Consider the following 21593-nt stretch of genomic DNA (forward strand, 5'->3'; position numbering starts at 1 on the left):
CCTAGAGGTGGACCATGCCCGTCGAAAGCGTGTTTTCCCAACTGGAGGCGCTGCTTCCGCAGGTGCAGAAACCCGTGCAGTACGTCGGGGGCGAGCTGAACTCCGTCGTGCGCGACTGGGACGCGGCCGAGGTCCGCTGGGCGCTGATGTACCCCGACGCCTACGAGGTGGGCGTCCCCAACCAGGGCGTGCAGATCCTCTACGAGATCCTCAACGAGCGCGAGGGCGTGCTGGCCGAGCGCACCTACGCGGTGTGGGCGGACCTGGAGCGGCTGATGCGCGAGCACGGCGTGCCGCAGTTCACCGTCGACGCCCACCGGCCGGTGGGCGCCTTCGACGTCCTGGGCATCAGCTTCGCCAGCGAGATGGGCTACACCAACATGCTCACCGCGCTGGACCTGGCCCGCATCCCGCTGCACGCCGCCGACCGCACCGGCGACCACCCGATCGTGCTGGCCGGCGGGCACTCGGCGTTCAACCCCGAACCGGTGGCCGACTTCCTCGACGCCGTGGTGCTGGGCGACGGCGAGGAGATCGCGCTGGCCATCACCGAGGTCATCCGCGAGTGGAAGCGCGAGGGCCGCCCCGGAGGCCGCGACGGCCTGCTGCTGCGCCTGGCCGCCGGCGGCGGGGTCTACGTGCCGCGCTTCTACGACGTCAGCTACCTGCCCGACGGCCGGATCGAGGGCTACCGGCCCAACCGCCCGGGCGTGCCGTGGACGGTGGCCAAGCACACCGTCATGGACCTCGACAACTGGCCCTACCCCAAGAACCCCATCGTGCCGCTGGCGGAGTCGGTGCACGAGCGCTACAGCGTCGAGATCTTCCGCGGCTGCACCCGCGGCTGCCGGTTCTGCCAGGCCGGCATGATCACCCGGCCCGTGCGCGAGCGCTCCAAGGACACCGTGGAGCGCATGGTGGAGCAGGGCGTGCGCTCCTCGGGCTTCCAGGAGGTCGGGCTGCTGTCGCTGTCCAGCGCCGACCACAGCGAGATCGCCGAGATCGCCAAGGGCCTGGCCGACCGCTACGAGGGCACCAACACCGGCCTGTCACTGCCCTCCACCCGGGTGGACGCCTTCAACATCGACCTGGCCAACGAGCTCACCCGCAACGGGCGGCGCTCGGGCCTGACCTTCGCGCCCGAGGGCGGCAGCGAGCGCATGCGCCGCGTCATCAACAAGATGGTCACCGAAGAGGACCTCATCCGCACGGTGACCGCCGCCTACGCCGCCGGATGGCGCCAGGTCAAGCTGTACTTCATGTGCGGCCTGCCCACCGAGGAGGACGCCGACGTCCTGGCGATCGCCGACCTCGCCAAGGCGGTCATCCGCACCGGCCGCGAGGTCACCGGCCGCTCCGACATCCGCTGCACGGTCTCCATCGGCGGGTTCGTGCCCAAGCCGCAGACACCCTTCCAGTGGGCCGGGCAGACCCCGGCCGAGGTGGTCGACTCCCGCCTGGCCAAGCTGCGGGCCGAACTCCGCTCCGACCGCCGCTACGGCAAGTCGATCGGCCTGCGCTACCACGAGGGCAGCCCTTCCATCGTCGAGGGCCTGCTCTCGCGCGGCGACCGCCGGGTGGGCCGGGTCATCGAGGAGGTGTGGCGCGACGGCGGCCGGTTCGACGGCTGGAGCGAGCACTTCTCCTACGAGCGCTGGGTGGCCTGCGCCGAACGGGCGCTGGTCGGCGAGCCGGTGGACCTGGACTGGTACACCGTGCGCGAGCGCGACCGCGACGAGGTCCTGCCCTGGGACCACCTCGACGCCGGGCTCGACCGCGACTGGCTGTGGCAGGACTGGCAGGACGCGCTGCACGGCGAGGAGTCGGTGGAGGTCGACGACTGCCGGTGGAGCCCCTGCTACGACTGCGGGGTCTGCCCCAGCATGGGCACCGAGATCCAGATCGGTCCCAGCGACCCCAGCCGGGTGCTGCCGCTCAGCGTGGTCTGAGGCGCGGGCGCCCCGCAACGCGATCGGGGCGCCGCGGCCAGGTGGCCGCGGCGCCCCGATGAGCCGCGAACGGCTTTCGAAGACCAGGTATGGCCCGGCGCCCCGCTCGCGCCGGGCCATACGCAAAGTAAGACGGGTAGGGGGTGCCGATGGTTTGCACGCCCGGCGGGATTGCTCAAAGATTTTTTGATCATGTGTCTTCACGCAGGTCAGCAGGGTGTGTGGCCTGATGCGGCCACGCGCGGGGCCGGGGGATCCGCCCCGAAGATCGCTTTTCAACCGGGGTGCCACCGGGAACAGCACATACGTGGGCGATCCGAAGCGGCGCGGCGCGGCATCCGGTCATCCGGTGTGCGGGCCGTTTCGGGCGGCCGCCGGGCCTACCCCGGCGCCGGTGGCGCGCGCTCCCCGGCGCGCACCGTACGCTGAAGTAAGACGTGAATCTCCCAGGTGGGTGGGTCGGGGAGGAATTCGGCCCGTCCCACCGGGAGTTACCGAGGAAAGGAGCAGCACTGCCCCCCGCACATGAGGGCACCACCGAGCCCTCCACCGGACGCACTGGCGCGCGGCTGCGAGTCCGCTACGCCAAGCGCGGCAGGATGCGGTTCGCGAGCCATCGCGACATCGCCCGCGCGCTGGAGCGGGCCCTGCGCCGCGCCGAGGTCCCCGTCGCGTTCTCCGCGGGGTTCACGCCGCACCCGAAGATCTCCTACGTCAACGCCGCCCCCACCGGGGTGGCCAGTGAGGCGGAGTACTTCGAGATCACGCTGGCCGAACCCGCCGAACCCGACGCGGTCCGCGTCCGCCTCGACTCCGCGCTGCCCGACGGGCTCGACGTGGTCGAGGTCGTGGAGGCGATGCCGGGCGGTCTGGCCGACCGCCTTGAGGCATCGGAGTGGACGGTGGAACTGCCCGGCGTCGCCCCCGACGACGCCGCGGAGGCGGTGGCCGCCTTCATGGCGGCCGATACGGTTGAGGTGGAGCGGCTCACCAAAAAGGGCCGCCGCCGCTTCGACGCCCGTGCGGCGGTCCGCTACCTGCGGGTGGACGGGCGCGCCACAGGGGTCCGACACGAGACATATGCCATACTTCGGATGGTCGTTCGGCACACGACACCTGCCGTTCGACCGGACGACGTGGTGAACGGCCTTCGCCAGGTGGCCGACCTCGCGCCGCTGTCATCGCCTGTGATGACCCGGCTGGCGCAGGGGCCGCTCGACGACACGTCCGACACGATCGCCGATCCGCTCGCAGCAGCGGATGCCCAGGCCGATCCGGTCGGACGCGCGCAGCCCGCACCACCGCCGTCCTCGCCCGCGCGGAGTGCGTCCGATGCGTGAACTCACTCGGGGGACGCGGGCGACCCAAGACGACTTTGCCCCGGTGGCCCACGGGCTGCCGGCGCCGACATAGCGACAACAGTCCGCGCGCGCAGCGGCCGAGGCGGCGAACGCCGACGCCGCGCCCGAGGACTTGACGGGAGACCGCCCGGATGCTCGAAAACGAGCCCAACAGCGGTGCCGAAGGCACCGCGGGTACAATTGAAACCACAGTGGCTGAAGCGGCACCGGCCGCCCGCACCGCGACCTTCGCCCCACCCCAGGAGGCCGAGGTCAAGGTGAGCGGACCGAGCCGGCGCAGGGGGGCGCTGCGCTCGGCGGGGCCGCCGCCCGAGCCCGAACCCGTGGTCCCCGCGGGCACCGGCCCGCTGACCACCGTCGCCGGCCAGCCGGCGCTGGAGGACACCGACCCCACCCAGACTGCGCCCGACACCGGTGCCGCCGAGGCCGAGCGCGCGCCCCGGCGCCGCACCCGCACCGCGCGCACCGCCCGCGCGGGCACCGGCGCGCGCACCCGCGCCGCCGAGGGCGCCGGCGCCGCCGCCGAGGAGCCGGCCGAGGCCGCCGTCGACCCCGCGGCCTCCGCCGACGACTCCCGCGTAGCGCCCGAGGCCGCCGGCGCCGCCTTCCAGCCGCCGATGGTGCTGTTCCAGCCCCCGGTCGCGCCCGCCGAGCCCGCGCGCGCCGAGAGCAACGGCTCCTCGGCCGCCGCTCCCACCGAGGAGCCCGAGGAGGAGCCCGACGAGGACGCCGAGGCCGACGACGACTTCGGCGACGACGACCGCCCCTCGCGCCGGCGCCGCCGCCGCGGTGGCCGGGGCCGGGGCCGCTCCCGCACCGGCGAGGACGAGGGCGAGCCCGAGCGCGCGGGCGAGGCCGCCGAGACCGCCGAGCCCGACACCGAGGCCCCCGCCGCCACCGCCCCGGCCGAGGACGGCGGCGAGCCCGCCTCGGAGACCGGCAGCCGCCGGCGCCGCCGCCGCCGTCGCCGCCGCACCAGCGGCGAGGGCGACGAGGCACCCGGCCAGGACGACCCCCCCAACACCGTCGTGCGCGTCCGCGAGCCGCGCGTGGGCAAGCCGATCGAGGACGAGGTCCAGTCGGTCAAGGGCTCCACGCGCCTGGAGGCCAAGAAGCAGCGCCGCCGCGAGGGCCGCGAGCAGGGCCGCCGCCGCGCGCCCATCATCACCGAGTCGGAGTTCCTGGCCCGCCGCGAGTCCGTCAAGCGCGACCTGGTCATCCGCCGCCTGGGCGAGCGCACCCAGATCGCGGTGCTGGAGGACAACGTCCTGGTCGAGCACTACGTCGACCGCGCCGCGCACAAGTCCCTGGTGGGCAACGTCTACCTGGGCCGCGTGCAGAACGTGCTGCCGTCCATGGAGGCCGCGTTCGTCGACATCGGCAAGGGCCGCAACGCCGTGCTCTACGCCGGCGAGGTCAACTGGGACGCCTCGGGCCTGGAGGGCCAGCCCAAGCGCATCGAGTCGGTGCTCAAGTCGGGCCAGTCGGTCCTGGTGCAGGTGACCAAGGACCCCATGGGCCACAAGGGCGCCCGCCTGACCAGTCAGATCAGCCTGCCCGGCCGCTACCTGGTCTACGTGCCCGACGGCTCCATGACCGGCATCAGCCGCAAGCTCCCCGACAAGGAGCGCGCGCGCCTCAAGCAGATCCTGAAGAAGGTCATGCCCGAGAACGCGGGCGTGATCGTGCGCACGGCCGCCGAGGGCGCCAGCGAGGAGGAGCTGGAGCGCGACATCTCGCGCCTGGCCGCCCAGTGGGACTCCATCAAGCGCAAGTCCCGCTCGGCCAGCGCGCCCTCGCTGCTCAACAGCGAGCCCGACCTCACGGTGCGGGTGGTCCGTGACGTCTTCAACGAGGACTTCTCCAGCCTGGTGGTGGCCGGCGACGAGGCGTGGGACACCGTGCGCGAGTACGTCGACTACGTCGCCCCGCATCTGGCCGAGCGGCTGTCGCACTGGACCGAGGACCGCGACGTCTTCGACGCCTACCGCATCGACGAGCAGATCGCCAAGGCGCTGGAGCGCAAGGTGTGGCTGCCCAGCGGCGGGTCGCTGGTGATCGACCGGACCGAGGCCATGACCGTGGTCGACGTCAACACCGGCAAGTTCACCGGCCAGGGCGGCAACCTCGAGGAGACGGTCACCAAGAACAACCTGGAGGCCGCCGAGGAGATCGTCCGCCAGCTGCGGCTGCGCGACATCGGCGGCATCATCGTGATCGACTTCATCGACATGGTGCTGGAGAGCAACCGCGACCTCGTGCTGCGGCGGATGCTGGAGTGCCTCTCGCGCGACCGCACCAAGCACCAGGTCGCCGAGGTCACCTCGCTGGGCCTGGTGCAGATGACCCGCAAGCGGGTGGGCCAGGGCCTGCTGGAGGCGTTCTCCCACTCCTGCGAGCACTGCAACGGCCGCGGCCTGGTGATCTCCACCGAGCCGGTGGGCGTCAAGGCCAACGGATCGGGCGGCGGCGGCCGCAAGAAGAAGGGCAAGGCCGACAAGGACCGCGCCGAGCAGCCCGAGCAGCCCGCCGCCGAGGAGTCGCCCGAACCCGCCCTCGACGAGCCGCTCGGCGGCACCGAGCCCGAGCCGGTGGCCGGGGTGGCCGCCGCGGTCGAGGCCGAGGACGCCGTGGAGGAGCCCGACGAGGCGGTGGAGCCGGCCGAGGCTGCGCCCCCCAAGGCCAAGCGCTCCCGCTCCGCGAAGTCCGCCGCCAAGACCAAGGAGGCCGGCAAGACCACCGCGCGGCGGTCCCGCAAGGCCAAGCAGGAGGAGCCGGCCGAGAGCGCCGACGACGGCGCCGCCGCCGAGCAGGACGCCGCGGCGGCCCCCGAAGGCGCCGCACCGGCCGGTGCCGCCGAGCAGGCCCAGCCCGCGGAGTCCGCCGAGGCGGCGGAGTCCGGCGAGTCCGGCGACCCCGACAGCTCCGCCGAGCAGCGCCCCCGGCGGCGCCGCACCCGGCGGACCAAGACCACCGCCTCCACGGAGTCGGCGGTGGCCGAAGCGACGTAGCACGCCCCCGTGCTCCGCCGGGGTCCGGGCCGTTCGGCGAACGGCCCGGACCCCGCGGCCGCGCGACGTGCGCGCGTGCCGGACGCCGTCCCACCGGTGGTAACCTTAAGGACGGTGCGTCGGCGCGCCCCAAACGTTCGCGCGCCCGAGACCTACTTCTCGACCTCGCGCCGCCGCGGGCGAGCGCCCGGGTCGAAGGTCGATTTTGAGCGCATTTCCCCTCGCCGCGGCGGTGGGGGATGTCCACACGAGCAGGAAGAGAGTTCCCCGGTGTACGCGATCGTGCGAGCGGGCGGCCGGCAGGAGAAGGTTGCCGTCGATGACGTCATCAACATCGACAAGGTCTCCGAGGAGGCCGGCGCCACCCTCACGTGGGAGCCGCTGCTTGTCGTCGACGACGGCAAGGTCATCAGCGAAGCCTCCGAGCTGAGCGGCTACTCCGTCACCGCCGAGGTGATCGGCGAGGCCAAGGGCCCCAAGATCAACATCATCAAGTACAAGAACAAGACCGGCTACAAGAAGCGCATGGGCCACCGGCAGAAGTACACCCAGGTGCGCGTCACCGACATCGCTTCGAAGTCGACGAAGAAGTAGGGGAGGGGCGCGAGATGGCACACAAGAAGGGCGCTTCGTCCAGCCGCAACGGCCGCGACTCCAACGCCAAGCGGCTTGGTGTCAAGCGCTTCGGCGGCCAGACCGTCAAGGCCGGCGAGATCCTCGTCCGCCAGCGCGGCACGCACTTCCACCCGGGCGACAACGTCGGCCGCGGTGGCGACGACACCCTGTTCGCGCTGGTCGCCGGGCAGGTGCAGTTCGGCAACCGGCGCGGCCGCAAGGCCGTGAACATCGTCCCGGCCCCGGCTCCCGCGGAGTAGGGCCGGCGGCACGCGACACCTTTCGCGCGTAGGGCGGGCCAGGCCTCCTGGCCCGCCCTACGCGTGTCGCGGGCCGGGCGGGCCGCCGGGGCGCCCGCCCGCCGCGGGCGCGACCGCATACGCTGGTCAACGCAAGCATCGGTACGGGGAGAGAGACATGCCTGACTTCGTCGACGAAGCGGTCTTGCACATCAAGGCCGGTGACGGCGGGCACGGCTGCGCCTCCGTCCACCGCGAGAAGTTCAAGCCGCTGGGCGGGCCCGACGGCGGCAACGGCGGCCGGGGCGGCGACGTCGTCCTGGAGGTCGACCGCAACACCACCACCCTGCTGGAGTACCAGCGCCGCCCGCACCGCCGCGCCGGCAACGGCCAGCCCGGGCAGGGCGGGCACCGCTCCGGCGCCAACGGCCAGGACATCGTGCTGCCCGTGCCCGACGGCACCGTGGTGCTGGGCGCCGACGGCGAGGTCATCGCCGACATGATCGGCGCCGGCACCCGCCTGGTCATCGCCCAGGGCGGCAGCGGCGGCCTCGGCAACGCCGCGCTGGCCTCGCCCAAGCGCAAGGCCCCCGGGTTCGCGCTCAAGGGCGAGCCCGGCGAGGAGCTGGACGTCCGCCTGGAGATCAAGACCATCGCCGACGTCGGCCTGGTCGGGTTCCCCAGCGCCGGAAAGTCCTCCCTGATCGCGGCGCTGTCGGCGGCCCGGCCCAAGATCGCCGACTACCCCTTCACCACCCTGATCCCCAACCTCGGCGTGGTCGAGGCCGGCACCGTCCAGTTCGTGGTGGCCGACGTCCCCGGGCTGATTCCCGGCGCGAGCGAGGGCAAGGGGCTGGGGCTGTCCTTCCTGCGCCACGTGGAGCGCTGCTCCACCCTGGTGCACGTGCTCGACTGCGCCACCTACGAGTCCGACCGCGACCCCCTCAGCGACCTCGACGCGATCGAGGCCGAGCTGGCCGCCTACGGCGCGGCCACCGACGTCGACCTCTCCGACCGGCCGCGCATCGTGGCGCTGAACAAGGTCGACGTCCCCGACGGCCGCGACCTCGCCGACATGGTCGCGCCCCTGCTGCGCGAGCGCGGCTTCCGCGTCATCGAGGTCTCGGCGGTGGCGCGCGAGGGCCTGCGCGAGCTCTCCTTCGCCATGGCCGAGCAGGTCGAGGCCGCCCGCGCCGCCCGGCCCGCCGCCGAGCCCAGCCGCGTCGTGCTGCGCCCGCGCGAGCTCGGCGGGGCCCCCTTCGAGGTGGTTCCGCTGGGCGACAACACCTTCCGGGTCCGCGGCGACAAGCCCGCCCGCTGGGTGCGCCAGACCGACTTCGCCAACGAGGAGGCCGTGGGCTACCTGGCCGACCGGCTCAACCGCCTCGGCATCGAGTCCGCGCTGGCCAAGGCCGGCGCCACCGAGGGCGCCGAGGTCTACATCGGCGACGAGGACGACTCCGTGGTGTTCGACTGGGACCCCTCGATCGACGCCGAGGCCACCCCGATCGGCCCGCGCGGCACCGACTCCCGGCTGGGCTAGTCGCGCGGGGGCGGTAGGCAGCCAGCCGCCAACCACACCACGGAAAAGGGAAGCGACGTGCGCGAAGCACTGTCAGGACCGCAGACGGAAGAAGGGGAGGACACCGCCGACCGCCGGACCGAGCTGGCCGGGGCGCGGCGGATCGTCGTCAAGGTGGGGTCGTCCTCGCTGACCACGCCCGGCGGCGACATCGACCGCGACCGCATCGGCGAACTCGCCGACGTGCTCGCCGAGCGGCGCGCCGCCGGCGCCGAGGTCGTGCTGGTGTCGTCGGGGGCGGTGGCGGCGGGGCTGGCGCCCATGGGCCTGCCCGCCCGCCCCCGCGACCTCGCCACCCAGCAGGCCGCCGCGAGCGTGGGCCAGGGCCTGCTGATCGCCCACTACACCGCGGCGTTCGCCCGGCACGGGCTCACCGCCGCCCAGGTGCTGCTCACCGTCGAGGACATGATCCGCCGGGTGCAGCACCGCAACGCCCAGCGCACGCTGCGGCGGCTGCTGGACATCGGGGCCATGCCGATCGTCAACGAGAACGACACGGTGGCCACCCACGAGATCCGCTTCGGCGACAACGACCGGCTGGCCGCGCTGGTGGCCCACCTGCTGCGGGCCGACGCGCTGGTGCTGCTCTCCGACGTCGACGCCCTCTACGACGGCAACCCCGCCCGGCCGGGCGCGCGGCGCATCGCCCGGGTCGAGGACGCCGCCGACCTCGACGGCGTGGACATCGGCAGCGCCGGGCGGCGCGGCGTGGGCACCGGCGGCATGGTCACCAAGGTCGACTCCGCGCGGATCGCCACCGAGGCGGGCGTGCCCACGGTGCTGACCTCGGCGGCCAACGCGCGCGCCGCGCTGGCGGGCGCGCCGGTGGGCACCCTGTTCACCGCCCGCGCCCGGCGGCGGCCCTCCACCCGGCAGCTGTGGCTGGCCCACGCCACCACCGCGCGGGGCAGCATCGTGCTCGACCCCGGCGCGGTGCGGGCGGTGGTCGGCTCGCACGCCTCGCTGCTGCCGGCCGGCGTGGTCAAGGTCGAGGGCGACTTCTCGGCCGGCGACCCCGTGGACCTGCGCGCCGAGGACGGCACGGTGGTGGCGCGCGGCCTGGTCAACTACGACGCGGCCGAGGTCCCCGACCTGATGGGCCGCTCGACCCGGTGGCTGGCCCGCGAGCTGGGGCCCGACTACGAGCGCGAGATCGTGCACCGCGACGACCTGGTGCTGCTGGTGCGAGACCCCGAGCGGGTGGCCGGGCCACCGGGCCGGCCATAACCATCGCCGAGGGCGCGGCGCACCGGGTCGGCCCAGGTGGGCACGGCCGCGCGCGGGGCAGGCGCCCCGCGCGCCGCCCGGTAGGGTCCGACCGCCGCCACTAGGCTGGCGGAATGATGTCCTCGACCCACGAGTTCGACACCGAGCTGCTGTACGAGGGCCGTGTGGTGACCCTGGGCGCCGTGACCTACCGGGGCCGCACGGTGCTGCGGCCGGGACCCGACCGGTTCGCGCCGCTGCGGCGCTGGGCGCAGGACCTCGCCGACCTGCTCGGCGGGCCGGTGACCTGGCGCGCCAGCGCTGACGGCGAGGTGGTGGAGGAGGGCACGGTGCCTCCGGAGCCGCGCGCCGCCGTGCGCGGCGGCGCTCCGCGGGCGCGCTGAGGGGCACCCGCGGAGGCCGTGCCGCCCTGACTATGCCGTCGGCCGGCGGTTCAGAGGCGGCGGGCGCTCTCGGCGCCGCATTTGGAGCAGTGGAACTTGCGGTCTTGGCCTAAGACCCAGTCGTGCTCTCCTCCGTTGGGACACGCGGACATGCACACCACCTAAGCTCTCGGCGAGCAACCTGGCGCCGTCACCGTACCGGGTGGGTGCCCGGACTGTCTGGCAAATCGCGAAAGCTCCTCGCGTCCGCCCGGCCGGTGCGGCACCCGCCGGCCTCGCGCCCGAGCCCCCGGCGCGGCACGACATAAGCTGGGCGCAAGCAGCGCCCATCCCCCTAATGCGACCTGGAAAGCGAAACACCACCATGAGTGACATCGAGCGCGAGGTCCGCGCCTGCGCGGAGCGGGCCCAAGACGCCGCGGCCGACCTCGCGCCGCTGAGCCGCGCGGTGAAGGACGAGGCCCTGCTGGCCATGGCCGACGCGCTGACCGCCGAGGCGGAGTCGATCGTGCGCGCCAACACCGAGGACGTCGAGCGCGCCCGCGCCGGCGGCGTCAGCGAGGCGATGATCGACCGGCTCACGCTGACGGCCGACCGCGTCGGCGCGATCGCCGACGCCGTGCGCGCCATCGCCGACCTGCCCGACCCGGTGGGCGAGGTCGTGCGCGGCACGGTGCTGCCCAACGGGCTGGAGCTGCGCCAGATCCGGGTGCCGCTGGGGGTCGTCGGCATCATCTACGAGGGGCGGCCCAACGTCACCGCCGACGCCGCCGCCTTGTGCCTGAAGAGCGGCAACGCCGCACTGCTGCGCGGGTCGTCGTCGGCCTACTCCTCCAACACCCGCATCGTCGAGGTGCTGCGGGGCGCGCTGGCCAAGGCCGGCCTGCCGCTGGACGCGGTGCAGCTGGTACCGGGGTCGGGCCGCGACTCCGCCCAGGCGCTGATGCGCGCCCGCGGCCTGGTCGACGTGCTGATCCCGCGCGGGGGCGGCTCGCTGATCCAGACGGTGGTGCGGGAGTCCACGGTGCCGGTGATCGAGACCGGCGAGGGCAACTGCCACGTCTACGTCGACTCCGCCGCCGACCTCGACATGGCGCTGGCGATCACGGTCAACTCCAAGACCCAGCGGCTGTCGACCTGCAACACCGCCGAGACCCTGCTGGTGCACGCCGATGTGGCCGAGGCGTTCCTGCCGCGCGCGATCGCGGCGCTGCGCGAGCTGGGCGTGACCCTGCACGGCGACGACCGGGCGCGCGCGTTCGACGACGCCGTGGTCCCGGCCACCGAGGAGGACTGGAGCACCGAGTACCTGTCGGCCGACCTGGCCGTGAAGGTGGTGGACTCCCTGGACGACGCGGTGGCGCACATCCGGCGCTACTCCACCTCGCACACCGAGGCGATCGTCACCGACTCCCAGTCGGCGGCGCGCAGGTTCGTGTCGCGGGTGGACTCCGCGGCCGTCATGGTGAACGCCTCGACGCGGTTCACCGACGGCGGGGAGTTCGGGTTCGGGGCCGAGATCGGGATCTCCAACCAGAAGCTGCACGCGCGCGGGCCGATGGGCCTGCCCGAGATGACCTCGACCAAGTACGTGGTCACCGGCGAGGGCCACCTGCGCTAGGGCGGTGTGCGCCCGGCCGCCGCGCGGTGCGGCGGCCGGGCGTGGCCAGGAACGGTCGGGTCAAGGGCACGCGGTCCGGGCGCGAGGCCGTATGCCGCGGGTGTCAGGAGGACGCGGAGCCGGCGTTGGAGTCGGTGCGGCGGTTGCCGGCGTTCTTCCAGCGGTCGGCGACGGTGTCGAAGATCCGGCCGCCGGCGCTGGCGGCGCTGCCGGCGACGTCGCGCAGGGTGCCCAGGAGCGGGTCCTCGCTGCGCTCCCACGCCTCACGGTAGGAGTTGGCGGCGTTGCGCGCCTCCTCGCCGACGTTGGCGCTGCGGTCGGTGTCGCGGCGGGGGTAGTCGCCGTTGAGGATGCGCTGGTAGTCGCCGTTGTCGAGCCACCGGGTCAGCTCGGCCATGCGCATGACCGCGAACGGGTGGGTCTGGCCCATCAGGCTGAGCAGCTTGATGAGGCTGTCGCGGGCGTCGCCGCCGCGCTCGTACTCGCGCGCCTGCTCCATGAAGGAGTCGGGGTTCATCTCGGCCAGGCGGGAGCCGCCGGCCAGCTTCATCAGGGCGCGCTTGGCGGCGTCGGGGTTCTGCCCGGCCAGCACGCCGGCGCGGTCGCAGGACAGCTCGGACTTGCGGTACCACTCCTCCAGCGCGGTGACGATGGCGCGGATGCCGATGTAGCCCAGCGGGATCCAGGCGACGCGGGCGGCCAGCCGGATCAGCGCCAGCAGCATGGTGCGGTAGACGGCGTGGCCGGAGAGGATGTGGCCGACCTCGTGGCCGACGACGAACCGCTGCTCCTCGGCGTCGAGCAGGTCGAACAGGCCGGTGGTCATGACGATGAACGGCTTGTGGCTGCCGATCGCCATGGCGTTGGGCCGGGGGTTCATCTGGATGTAGAGTTCGGGGACCTCGTCGAGGTCGAGGATGTAGGCGGCGTCGCGGACGTAGTTGTGCACCTCGGGGAACTGCTGCTCGTTCACCCGCACGGAGCTGGAGAGGAACATCAGCCGCAGGGCGCGCTCGTTGAACAGGCCCGAGAGGCGCTTGAAGACCTCGTCGAACCCGCGCAGCGACCGCAGCGCGACCAGCGCGCCCCGGTCGGCCGGGTGCTCGTAGGCCCGGGAGCTTATGTTTTCGAGTCGGACGCGTGCGCGGTCCGGAGCGTTGGTGGCCATGTCGGCATGCTATGCGGCGCGGGTGCGCGACGCCACGGTTCCGGCCAACGAGATATGACGCGATTTTTCGGCACCGGCGGGGTACCGGCGGGGTAGGAAGTCGGGCGGGTGGGCGGCGTCGGTTAGTCTCGGCGTAGCCCGTGGAAAAACGGCGCAAATCAAGCAAAAACCGACCAACGCGCGCGATTCGCGCGGCCGGCGGAGCCGCCGAGGGGCGGAGCGGCCGGCACCACGGCGGTGACGAGGAAACGGAGCGGCACGTGGCCAGTGAACCGACCGGCGCGACCGGCGCGTTCTCCAGCGCGGAGCACCGGCGCCGGAGTCCGCGCCGCGTGGGGATCATGGGCGGCACCTTCGACCCCATCCACCACGGGCACCTCGTGGCGGCCAGCGAGGTGGCGCACCTGTTCCACCTGGACGAGGTCGTGTTCGTGCCGACCGGCCGGCCCTACCAGAAGGACCTGGCCAAGGTCACCTCCGCCGAGGACCGCTACCTCATGACGGTCATCGCCACGGCGGAGAACCCCCAGTTCAGCGTCAGCCGCATCGAGATCGACCGCGAGGGCCCCACCTACACCATCGACACCCTGCGTGAGCTGCGGCGGCACTACGGCCCCGAGATCGAGCTGTTCTTCATCACCGGCGCCGACGCCCTGGGCGCTATTCTGAGCTGGCACAACGTGGATGAACTCTTCGATCTCGCGCATTTCGTAGGCTGTAACCGTCCCGGGCACCGGCTCACCGACACCGGGCTGCCCGACGGCAAGGTCAGCCTCGTGGAGGTTCCGGCCCTGGCCATCTCGTCGTCGGAGTGCCGGGAGCGCGTCCGCAAGGGCGAGCCGATCTGGTACCTGGTGCCCGACGGCATCGTCCGCTACATCACCAAGACCGGGCTCTACCTCGACGCGGGGTAGCCGCCCAAGAGAGGCTGCTGCGACATCGTGTCCGCCACCGAACGGGCCGTCGGGCTCGTGAACATCGCCGCCGAGGCGGCGGCAGACAAGCTCGCCCAGGAGATCATCGCCTACGACGTCAGCGACCAGCTCGTCATCACCGACGCGTTCGTGCTGTGCTCGGCGCCCAACGACCGCCAGGTCCGCGCCATCGTCGACGAGGTCGAAAAGCGGCTGCGCAAGGAGGGCGGCGTCAAGCCGGTCCGCCGCGAGGGGGAGCGCGACGGCCGCTGGGTGCTGCTCGACTACGCCGACATCGTCGTGCACATCCAGCACGAGGAGGAGCGCGGCCACTACGGCCTGGAGCGGCTGTGGAAGGACTGCCCGCAGATCTCGCTGCCGGAGTCCGCCCAGGGCGCGCAGCGCTCCGAGGCGAACGGGGCGTGAGCGCCGCGACCGCGCCGGCGGTGGGCGGGAAGGGGCGGCCGTGACCGAGACCGCCGAGACCCGCCGGATCCTCTGCTGGCGGCACGGGCAGACCGCCTGGAACGCCGAGAAGCGCTTCCAGGGCCAGACCGACATCCCGCTCAACGAGCGCGGGCTGGCCCAGGCCGAGCGCGCCGCCGGGCTCCTGGCGCGGCTGCGGCCCGACGCCATCGTCTCCTCCGACCTCAGCCGGGCCGCCACCACGGCCGGGTTCCTGGCCCGGGCCACCGGCTTGCGGGTGGAGCTGGACAAGGGGCTGCGTGAGCGGTTCGGCGGCCGCTGGGAGGGGCTGACCACGCCCGAGATCCGCGAGCGCTGGCCCGAGGAGAACGCCCGCATGGAGATCCCCGACGGCGAGGACATCCTGGCCGTGGGGGAGCGGGTGCAGGAGGCCGTGCTGCGCGCGCTGCCGCGGGTGCCCGAGGGCGGCCTGCTCGTGGTGGTGGGCCACGGCGCGGCGCTGCGCGCGGGCATCAACCGGATGATCGGGCTGCCGCCGGAGATCCGCCAGGCGCTGGGCCCGATCGGCAACTGCGCGTGGTCGGTGCTGGGCCCCCACGGGGGCGGCTGGCGCCTGCTGGAGCACAACGCCACCAGCCTGCCGGAGACCCACCCCCTCAGCGACGACCGCTGAGACGGGCGGGGTGAGGCCGAGGCGGGGGCGGGTGCCGCGCCGGTTATTCGTTTCGACGTGGGAGCCGGATTCCGCTATTGTTCTGGTGCTGCCGGGGCAACAACCGCCTCGGGGGCACCTGTTCGGGGCTATGGCGCAGTTGGTAGCGCGCCTCCATGGCATGGAGGAGGTCTGGGGTTCGAATCCCCATAGCTCCACGCGATTCGTGAACAGGGCCACCCGCCGCGCAGGTGGCCTTTTCGCTGCGCCCGCGTCCGTCATGGCGGGGTACGTGCCGCCGGGGGGTCCGCGGGCCGCCTCGACCGCGGAGGGCGCAAGGGCCTGGAGGCGGCGCGGGACGTGCCCCGGGCAGGGGCAGGCGGCCGGCCGCCCGGGGGTGCGGGACGGCCGGGCCGCGTCGCAGAGGTGATCAGAGGTAGAGGCCGGTGCCCCGCTCGGGCGCCTCGTTGGCCACCGCGTGGATGTCGCGCTCCCGCAGGACCAGGTAGCGCTCGGCGTGCAGTTCGACCTCGCTCTGGTCCTCGGGGTTGAACAGGACCCGGTCGCCGGTCTTGACGTGCCGGGCGCCGGTGCCCGCTCCGCAGACCTCGCCCCACACGAGCCGGGTCGCCATCTTCACGGTGTCGGGGATGACCAGACCGGCGCTGCTGCGCCGTTCGCCCTTCTCGGGGATCTCGCGGACCAGCAGGCGGTCGTGCAGCATCTGGATCTCAAGCTTGGACTGGGACACCATTCCACTCTATTGCGCCCAACCGGAACCCGGAGCCCGCAGGGCCCCGCACCCGCACGTGCGCACCCGCCCTCAACTTCCGGTAATATGCTGGTGAACACGGGGCTATGGCGCAGTTGGTAGCGCGCCTCCATGGCATGGAGGAGGTCTGGGGTTCGAATCCCCATAGCTCCACATATCAGGGCGACCCTGCTCGCAAGCTCCGCTTGCGAGCAGGGTCGCCTTATCGCCTTTCGGGGGTGCCCCACCCCCCTCGACCCCCCGGATCCCTCCGGCGGAGCCGCGCCTTCCCGAGCACCTCGGGGCAGCCCATGTCAGCCCGCGGCCTCCGTGCTGCCCGGGGTGCGGGCTTTCGCGCTCCCGGTTTCCGGGGCTACCACGGTCGCACGACTCACGTGCGCAGGGCGTGGCGGAGCATGTCGATCATCAGTTCCACGTCGGACTCCACCATCGGCTCGCCGGTGATGCCCATGCGGTGCAGCAGGGTGCCCACCACGACGTCCACCACGAAGAGCACCCGCTGCTCCGATTCGCCCAGCGCCTCCTGGAGCGCGATCCGGTAGGGGTCCTGCAACCGGGTGGTCAGGACCTCGCGCAGGGCGGGATCGCTGACGGCGTCGGTGAACACGCCCGCGAAGGCCGCGGCCACGCCAGGTTCGCCGATCTTGGCGACGCCCCAGCGGATGGCCGCCGCCAGGTCCTCGTCCCTGTCCCTGCCGGTGAGCGGCAGCGGGCCGAACGTGTCGATGAGGCAGGCGGTGATCAGTTCGCCCTTGGACGGCCAGCGCCGGTAGATCGTCGTCTTCGCGACACCGGCCGCCGCGGCGATGCGGTCGACGGTGGCGCGGGTGTAGCCGAGTTCATGGACCGTGCGCAGGGTGGCCGCGAAGACCTCGGCGTCGACGCTGGAGCGGGGGCGGCCGGGCGGGCGGCCGGGCGGGCGGCCGGACGGGGTGCCTGGGGCCATGGCCGCATCCTAGCGGATTATGCTACTTTGAGTATCGATACTCTTAGGAGCGAAATGCGGAGTGAAGGGCTGGACATGAGTGGTGCCTCCCGTAGGCGGCGCCCCCCGCTGGGCGTGCGGCTGGTCTACGGCCTCATGCGGGAGCCGGACCTGGACGCGCTGTCGGACGACGAGCTGATCGCCGTCCGCGACGCGCAGAACCGCGCGGTGGTCTCCGGCCCCGTACGGGTTCTGACCGGCCGCCCCGACCCCGGGGCGGCCATCGCGTGGCGGCGGCTGGAACTGCCCGACCGGGTGCTCCCGGTCCGCGTGTACCGCCCGGCGCGCGGGCCCGCCGGCCCGGGGGCCGGGCTTCCCCTGGTGGTCCACGTGCACGGCGGCGGGTTCGCGGGCACGGCCGCGCAGTGCGACTGGGTCAGCAGCCGCATCGCCGCGCGGCTGCCCGCGGTCGTCGTGTCGGTCGAGCACCGCCTGGTCACGCCGGGGACCCCGGGCGTCCCGTTCGCGGCGGCCGTCGAGGACGGCTGGGACGCGCTGCGGCACGTCGTGGAGCACGCCGCTCAGTGGGACGTGGACGCGGGCCGGGTCGCCGTCATGGGGGAGAGCGCCGGCGGCGCGGTCGCGGCCCTGGCGGCGGTCCGGGCGGCGCGGTCCGGCCTGCCGCTGCGGGCCCAGGTGCTGGTCAACCCCTGCACCGACCTGACCCCGACGGCCCTGGACCACCCGTCGGTGGCCGAGTACGCCGACAGCCCCACGCTCACCCGGGCGCGGCTGGAGCTGTTCCGCCGACTGGCCGTCCCCGAGGGCGCGGACGCGCGCGCCGTGTCGCCGATGTACGCCGAGGACCTGGGCGGACTGGCCCCGGCCCTGGTGGTGGTGCCCTCGCTCGACCCGCTGGCCGACCACGGGCGCGCCTACGCCGCCCGCCTGCGCGAGGCGGGCACGCCGGCCCGGGTCGCCGAGTACCGCCGGGCCGGGCACGCGTTCATCAGCATGCCGACCCTGGTCCCGGCCGCCCGGCCCGCGCGCCGGGAGATCCTGGCGTTCCTGCGCGGCCATCTGCGCCCCGCGACCGCGTCGAGCGCGGCGGAAGCGGCGGACCGGTGAGCGGCGCCGTCCTGTCCGGGCCCGCGGGGCCCGCCGAACCCGGGCCCTCGGCGCCGGCCGAGCACGCCGCCGCGCCGGCGGGCGGCGGCCACCCGCCGGTGCCTCCGAGCGTGGCGCCCCTGCTGCGTCCGCACCTGCCGGGCTTCGCGGCCGTGGTGGCCCTCCAGGTCGTCGGCGCGGTCGCGGGTCTGGCCCCGCTGCTGGCGGTGGTCGAACTGGGCCGTGCCCTGCTGGCGCCCGGCCCGGCCGACCACGGCCACGTCTGGCTCGCCGCGGCCGCGGGAGCGGCGGGCCTGCTCGTGCGGCTGCTCTGCACGGCCGCGTCGTCGGGAATCGGGCACCTGCTCGACGGCCACGTGCAGCTGGCGCTGCGGCGGAGCCTGGCCCAGGCGCTGGGGCGGGCGCCCATGGGCTGGCTCGCCCGCCGCCGGACCGGTGAGCTGGCGAAGACCGTCGGCGAGGACGTCAGCGCCGTGCACCCGTTCATCGCCCACGCCCCCGGCGAACTGGTGTCGGCGTTCGTCGTGCCGCTGGTGTCGCTGGTGTACCTGTTCTCCGTCGACTGGCGGCTGACGCTCATCACGCTGGCGCCCGTGGCCCTCGCACTGGGCCTGGTCCCGCTGATGACGGCCCCGGACCGGCTGCGCGAGCAGCGGGAGTTCGACGCGGCCATGGGGCGGATCGCCGGGGCGGCCGTGGAGTTCGTGCGGGGCATCGCGGTGGTCAAGGCGTTCGGCGGGTCCGGGCGCGCCCACCGCGCGTTCCGCACCGCCGTCGACGACTTCGCCGACACGTTCCTGCGGTGGGCGCGCGGCATGTCGGTGATCGCCGCCGGGATGCAGGTGGCGCTCTCGGCCCCGTTCGTGCTGCTGGTCGTGCTGGCCGGCGGGGCCTGGCTCATCGCCGGCGGCGGCATGGAGCCGGTCGACCTGCTGCCGTTCCTGCTGCTCGGGCTGGGGCTGACCGCGCCGGTGGCGGCGCTGGGCCACGGCTTCGACGACCTCCAGGCCGCTCGGCGCGCCCTGGGGCGTGTGCGGGAGGTGCTGGCGGTCCCGCCGCTGCCCGAGCCCGCGCACCCGGTCGAGCCGCGGGGGCACCGGGTGGAGCTGCGCGGTGTGCGCTTCGGCTACGACGACGACCGCGAGGTGCTGCGCGGAATCGACCTGGTGCTGGAGCCCGGGACGCTCACCGCGGTCGTCGGCCCGTCGGGGAGCGGCAAGTCCACCATGGTCCAGCTGCTGCCGCGGTTCTTCGACCCCACCGAGGGCGCGGTCCTCCTCGGCGGGGTCGACCTGCGCGCGCTGGGGAGCCGGCGGCTCTACCGCACGGTCTCCTTCGTCTTCCAGGACGTCCGCCTGCTGCGCGCCTCGGTCGCCGACAACATCGCGCTGGCGGTGCCGCGCGCCGGCCGCGACGAGGTCGTCCGCGCCGCCCGGCTGGCCGACGTCCACGACCGGATCCTGGAGCTGCCGCGCGGATACGACACGGTGATCGGCGAGGAGACGGGGCTGTCGGGCGGCGAGGCGCAGCGGATCGCGCTCGCCCGCGCGCTGCTCGCCGACACCCCCGTCCTCGTCCTGGACGAGGCGACCGCGTTCGCCGACCCGCGGACCGAGCAGGCGGTGCGGCGGGCCCTGGCGACACTGCGGGGCGACCGGACGATGCTGGTCGTCGCCCACCGCCTGGAGACGATCGCCGACGCCGACACCGTGGTGATGCTCGACAACGGAACGGTCGTCGAGCGCGGCAGCCCCGCCGAACTGATAGCCAGAGGCGGGCGGTTCGCGGCGTTCTGGAACATGCACCGGTCGGCGGCCGCTGACGGAGACGGCGCCCGCCACGGCGGGCCGGGAGAGGACGCGCCCCGATGATCCGGATGCTGCTGCGCGTGCTGGGGCACGAGTACGCCCGGCCGGTGCGCCGCACCGTGGCCCTGATGGCGGCGGCCGCCGCGGCCGAGGGCCTGTCCTATGCGCTGCTGGTCCCGGTGCTGCGGGAGCTGTTCGGTCCGGCGCCCCGGGACGCCTGGCCCTGGCTGGCGGCCTTCGGGGCCGCGGTGGCGGCGTGCGCGGTGCTGCGCTACGTCAGCGACCTGTCCGGCTTCCGCGTCGGCACCACGCTGCTGCGCGGGATGTACCACCGGCTCGGCGACCACCTGGCCCGCCTGCCCGTCGGCTGGTACGACGCCGGCCGCGTCGGCGAGGTCTCGGTCATGGCCGGCCGGGGCGTGCTCCAGGCGATGAGTGTGATCGCGCACCTCCTGGCGCCGTTCGCCAACGCCTGCGTGACACCCCTGACGATCGTCGCGGTGCTGCTGGCCGTGGACTGGCGCATGGGGCTGGCCGCGCTCGCCGCCGTCCCGGTCGTCGCGGCGGTCCAGGCGTGGACGGCGCGCTCGACGGCCGCCGCCGACGCCGAGCGCCACGCGCGCGACCACGAGGCCGCCGCGCGGGTGCTCGAATACCTCCAGGCCCAGCCGGTGCTGCGCGCCGGCGGCCGGACCGGCGAGCGGTTCGAGGCGCTCGACACCGCGCTGCGGGACGTGCGGCGCGCCTCCCGCCGGGGCGTGCTCGCGGCGCTGCCCGGCGTGGTGGGCCTGGCGGTGGTGGTGCAGGCGGTGTTCACCGCGCTGCTGGTCCTGGGGGCCGTCCTCGCGCTCGGCGGGGACATCGGCGCGGCGGAGGTCGTGGCCGCCCTCGTCCTGGCCGCCCGGGGCGCGGAGCCGCTGCTGGCGCTGGCGGAGGCCGCCGGGAAGCTGCGCGCCGCGCGCGCCGAGCTGGCCCGGCTCGACGCGGTGCTGCGCACTGAGCCGCTGCCCGAGCCCCGCGAGCCGGTCCGCCCCGCCCACCGGGGCCTGGACCTGGAGTCGGTCGTCTTCCGGCACGGCGACCGCACGGTGATCGACGGCGTGTCCCTGTCCGTTCCGGAGGGGCGGCGCGTCGCCGTCGTCGGCCCCTCCGGCGCGGGCAAGACCACACTGCTGCGACTGCTCGCGCGCTTCCACGACGTGGACGAGGGCGCGGTGCGCGTGGGCGGCGCCGACGTGCGGGAGATCGGAACCGACGCGCTGATGGCGCGGATCGCCGTCGTATTCCAGGACGTCTACCTGTTCGAGGGCACGATCGAGGAGAACGTCCGGCTCGGCCGCCCCGGCGCCGCCGACGCCGAGGTGCGCGCCGCCGCCGCGGCGGCGCGGCTCGACGAGGTGGTCGAACGCCTGCCCGGCGGATGGGAGGCGAACGTGGGCGAGGGCGGCGCGCTGCTGTCGGGCGGTGAGCGCCAGCGGGTCTCGATCGCGCGGGCGCTGCTGAAGGACGCGCCCATCGTGCTGCTGGACGAGGTGACCTCCGCCCTCGACCCGGTCAACGAGGCGGCCGTGCACGCGGGGCTGGAGCGGCTGATGGCGGGCCGGACGGTGGTGATGGTGGCGCACCGGCTGCGGACCGTGCAACGTGCCGACCGGGTCGTCTTCCTCGACCGGGGCCGGATCGCGGAGGACGGCGGCCACGCCGAGCTGCTGCGCCGCGGCGGCCGCTACGCCGGGTTCTGGGCGGCGTCCACGGCGCCGGCGCCGGGCGGCTGAGGGGTCGGCGGGCGCGGGGGCGGCCCGCGCCCGCCCA

The 21593-nt window shown here is 74.1% G+C and carries 18 protein-coding genes and 2 tRNA genes; 17 read left to right on the top strand and 3 right to left on the bottom strand.

Annotation, left to right across the window (positions count from 1 at the left end):
- The first annotated feature begins 14 nt into the window (after positions 1-14).
- From HNR12_RS23780 to HNR12_RS23820, 9 genes are all read left to right on the top strand, one after another.
- Positions 15-1949, top strand: coding sequence for a TIGR03960 family B12-binding radical SAM protein (locus tag HNR12_RS23780; RefSeq protein ID WP_179769649.1), 1935 nt, complete (start codon positions 15-17; stop codon positions 1947-1949).
- 599 nt (positions 1950-2548) lie between these two features.
- Positions 2549-3289, top strand: a complete 741-nt coding sequence (locus HNR12_RS23785) for a TIGR03936 family radical SAM-associated protein (protein ID WP_246425162.1) — start codon at positions 2549-2551, stop codon at positions 3287-3289.
- 152 nt (positions 3290-3441) lie between these two features.
- On the top strand, positions 3442-6321 hold the full coding sequence (locus HNR12_RS23790) for an Rne/Rng family ribonuclease (RefSeq protein WP_179769651.1): 2880 nt from the start codon (positions 3442-3444) through the stop codon (positions 6319-6321).
- A gap of 270 nt (positions 6322-6591) precedes the next feature.
- Positions 6592-6915, top strand: a complete 324-nt coding sequence (gene rplU, locus HNR12_RS23795; RefSeq protein WP_179769652.1) for a 50S ribosomal protein L21 — start codon at positions 6592-6594, stop codon at positions 6913-6915.
- Between the two features lie 14 nt (positions 6916-6929).
- The gene (gene rpmA / locus HNR12_RS23800) at positions 6930-7196 is read left to right on the top strand and encodes a 50S ribosomal protein L27 (RefSeq protein WP_179769653.1); all 267 of its coding nucleotides are present in this window, start codon (positions 6930-6932) and stop codon (positions 7194-7196) included.
- Positions 7197-7353: 157 nt separating this feature from the next.
- Positions 7354-8718 carry a GTPase ObgE gene (gene obgE / locus HNR12_RS23805; protein WP_179769654.1) on the top strand — a complete coding sequence of 455 codons (1365 nt, stop codon included), beginning with the start codon at positions 7354-7356 and terminating at the stop codon, positions 8716-8718.
- Between the two features lie 69 nt (positions 8719-8787).
- Complete coding sequence (proB, locus tag HNR12_RS23810; protein WP_246425741.1) at positions 8788-9984, top strand: glutamate 5-kinase; 1197 nt, start codon at positions 8788-8790, stop codon at positions 9982-9984.
- Positions 9985-10097: 113 nt separating this feature from the next.
- On the top strand, positions 10098-10367 hold the full coding sequence (locus tag HNR12_RS23815; RefSeq protein ID WP_179769655.1) for a hypothetical protein: 270 nt from the start codon (positions 10098-10100) through the stop codon (positions 10365-10367).
- A 364-nt stretch (positions 10368-10731) separates the two neighbouring features.
- Positions 10732-11988, top strand: a complete 1257-nt coding sequence (locus HNR12_RS23820) for a glutamate-5-semialdehyde dehydrogenase (protein WP_179769656.1) — start codon at positions 10732-10734, stop codon at positions 11986-11988.
- Between the two features lie 103 nt (positions 11989-12091).
- Here HNR12_RS23820 and HNR12_RS23825 read toward each other — a convergent pair whose 3' ends face one another.
- Complete coding sequence (locus tag HNR12_RS23825) at positions 12092-13156, bottom strand: M48 family metallopeptidase (RefSeq protein WP_179769657.1); 1065 nt, start codon at positions 13154-13156, stop codon at positions 12092-12094.
- Positions 13157-13497: 341 nt separating this feature from the next.
- Between HNR12_RS23825 and nadD the strand changes: the two genes are divergently transcribed.
- The 4 genes from nadD to HNR12_RS23845 all read left to right on the top strand — a co-directional run bounded on the left by nadD (position 13498) and on the right by HNR12_RS23845 (position 15366).
- Entirely contained in the window at positions 13498-14070 is a 573-nt protein-coding gene (gene nadD / locus HNR12_RS23830; RefSeq protein WP_218903272.1) for a nicotinate-nucleotide adenylyltransferase, read from the top strand.
- A 27-nt stretch (positions 14071-14097) separates the two neighbouring features.
- A complete protein-coding gene (gene rsfS / locus HNR12_RS23835) occupies positions 14098-14496 on the top strand; it encodes a ribosome silencing factor (RefSeq protein ID WP_179769659.1) in 399 nt (132 codons plus the stop codon).
- A 40-nt stretch (positions 14497-14536) separates the two neighbouring features.
- A complete protein-coding gene (locus tag HNR12_RS23840; RefSeq protein ID WP_308118664.1) occupies positions 14537-15169 on the top strand; it encodes a histidine phosphatase family protein in 633 nt (210 codons plus the stop codon).
- 124 nt (positions 15170-15293) lie between these two features.
- A tRNA-Ala gene (locus HNR12_RS23845) sits at positions 15294-15366 on the top strand.
- 212 nt (positions 15367-15578) lie between these two features.
- Here the strand turns inward: HNR12_RS23845 and HNR12_RS23850 are convergent.
- Positions 15579-15872, bottom strand: coding sequence for a GroES family chaperonin (locus tag HNR12_RS23850; RefSeq protein WP_179770865.1), 294 nt, complete (start codon positions 15870-15872; stop codon positions 15579-15581).
- Positions 15873-16000: 128 nt separating this feature from the next.
- Here HNR12_RS23850 and HNR12_RS23855 point away from each other — a divergent pair.
- Positions 16001-16073: transfer RNA gene (locus HNR12_RS23855), tRNA-Ala, on the top strand.
- 217 nt (positions 16074-16290) lie between these two features.
- Here the strand turns inward: HNR12_RS23855 and HNR12_RS23860 are convergent.
- On the bottom strand, positions 16291-16866 hold the full coding sequence (locus tag HNR12_RS23860) for a TetR/AcrR family transcriptional regulator (protein ID WP_179769660.1): 576 nt from the start codon (positions 16864-16866) through the stop codon (positions 16291-16293).
- A gap of 75 nt (positions 16867-16941) precedes the next feature.
- Between HNR12_RS23860 and HNR12_RS23865 the strand changes: the two genes are divergently transcribed.
- The 3 genes from HNR12_RS23865 to HNR12_RS23875 are packed head-to-tail and all read left to right on the top strand — an operon-like array spanning position 16942 to position 21556.
- The gene (locus tag HNR12_RS23865; RefSeq protein WP_179769661.1) at positions 16942-17973 is read left to right on the top strand and encodes an alpha/beta hydrolase; all 1032 of its coding nucleotides are present in this window, start codon (positions 16942-16944) and stop codon (positions 17971-17973) included.
- The gene (locus HNR12_RS23870) at positions 17970-19844 is read left to right on the top strand and encodes an ABC transporter ATP-binding protein (RefSeq protein ID WP_308118663.1); all 1875 of its coding nucleotides are present in this window, start codon (positions 17970-17972) and stop codon (positions 19842-19844) included. The genes HNR12_RS23865 and HNR12_RS23870 overlap by 4 nt, the downstream gene beginning before the upstream one ends.
- The gene (locus tag HNR12_RS23875) at positions 19841-21556 is read left to right on the top strand and encodes an ABC transporter ATP-binding protein (RefSeq protein WP_179769662.1); all 1716 of its coding nucleotides are present in this window, start codon (positions 19841-19843) and stop codon (positions 21554-21556) included. The genes HNR12_RS23870 and HNR12_RS23875 overlap by 4 nt, the downstream gene beginning before the upstream one ends.
- The last annotated feature ends 37 nt before the right edge of the window (positions 21557-21593 follow it).

The organism is Streptomonospora nanhaiensis (genome assembly GCF_013410565.1).
GTDB classification, from domain to species: Bacteria; Actinomycetota; Actinomycetes; order Streptosporangiales; family Streptosporangiaceae; genus Streptomonospora; species Streptomonospora nanhaiensis.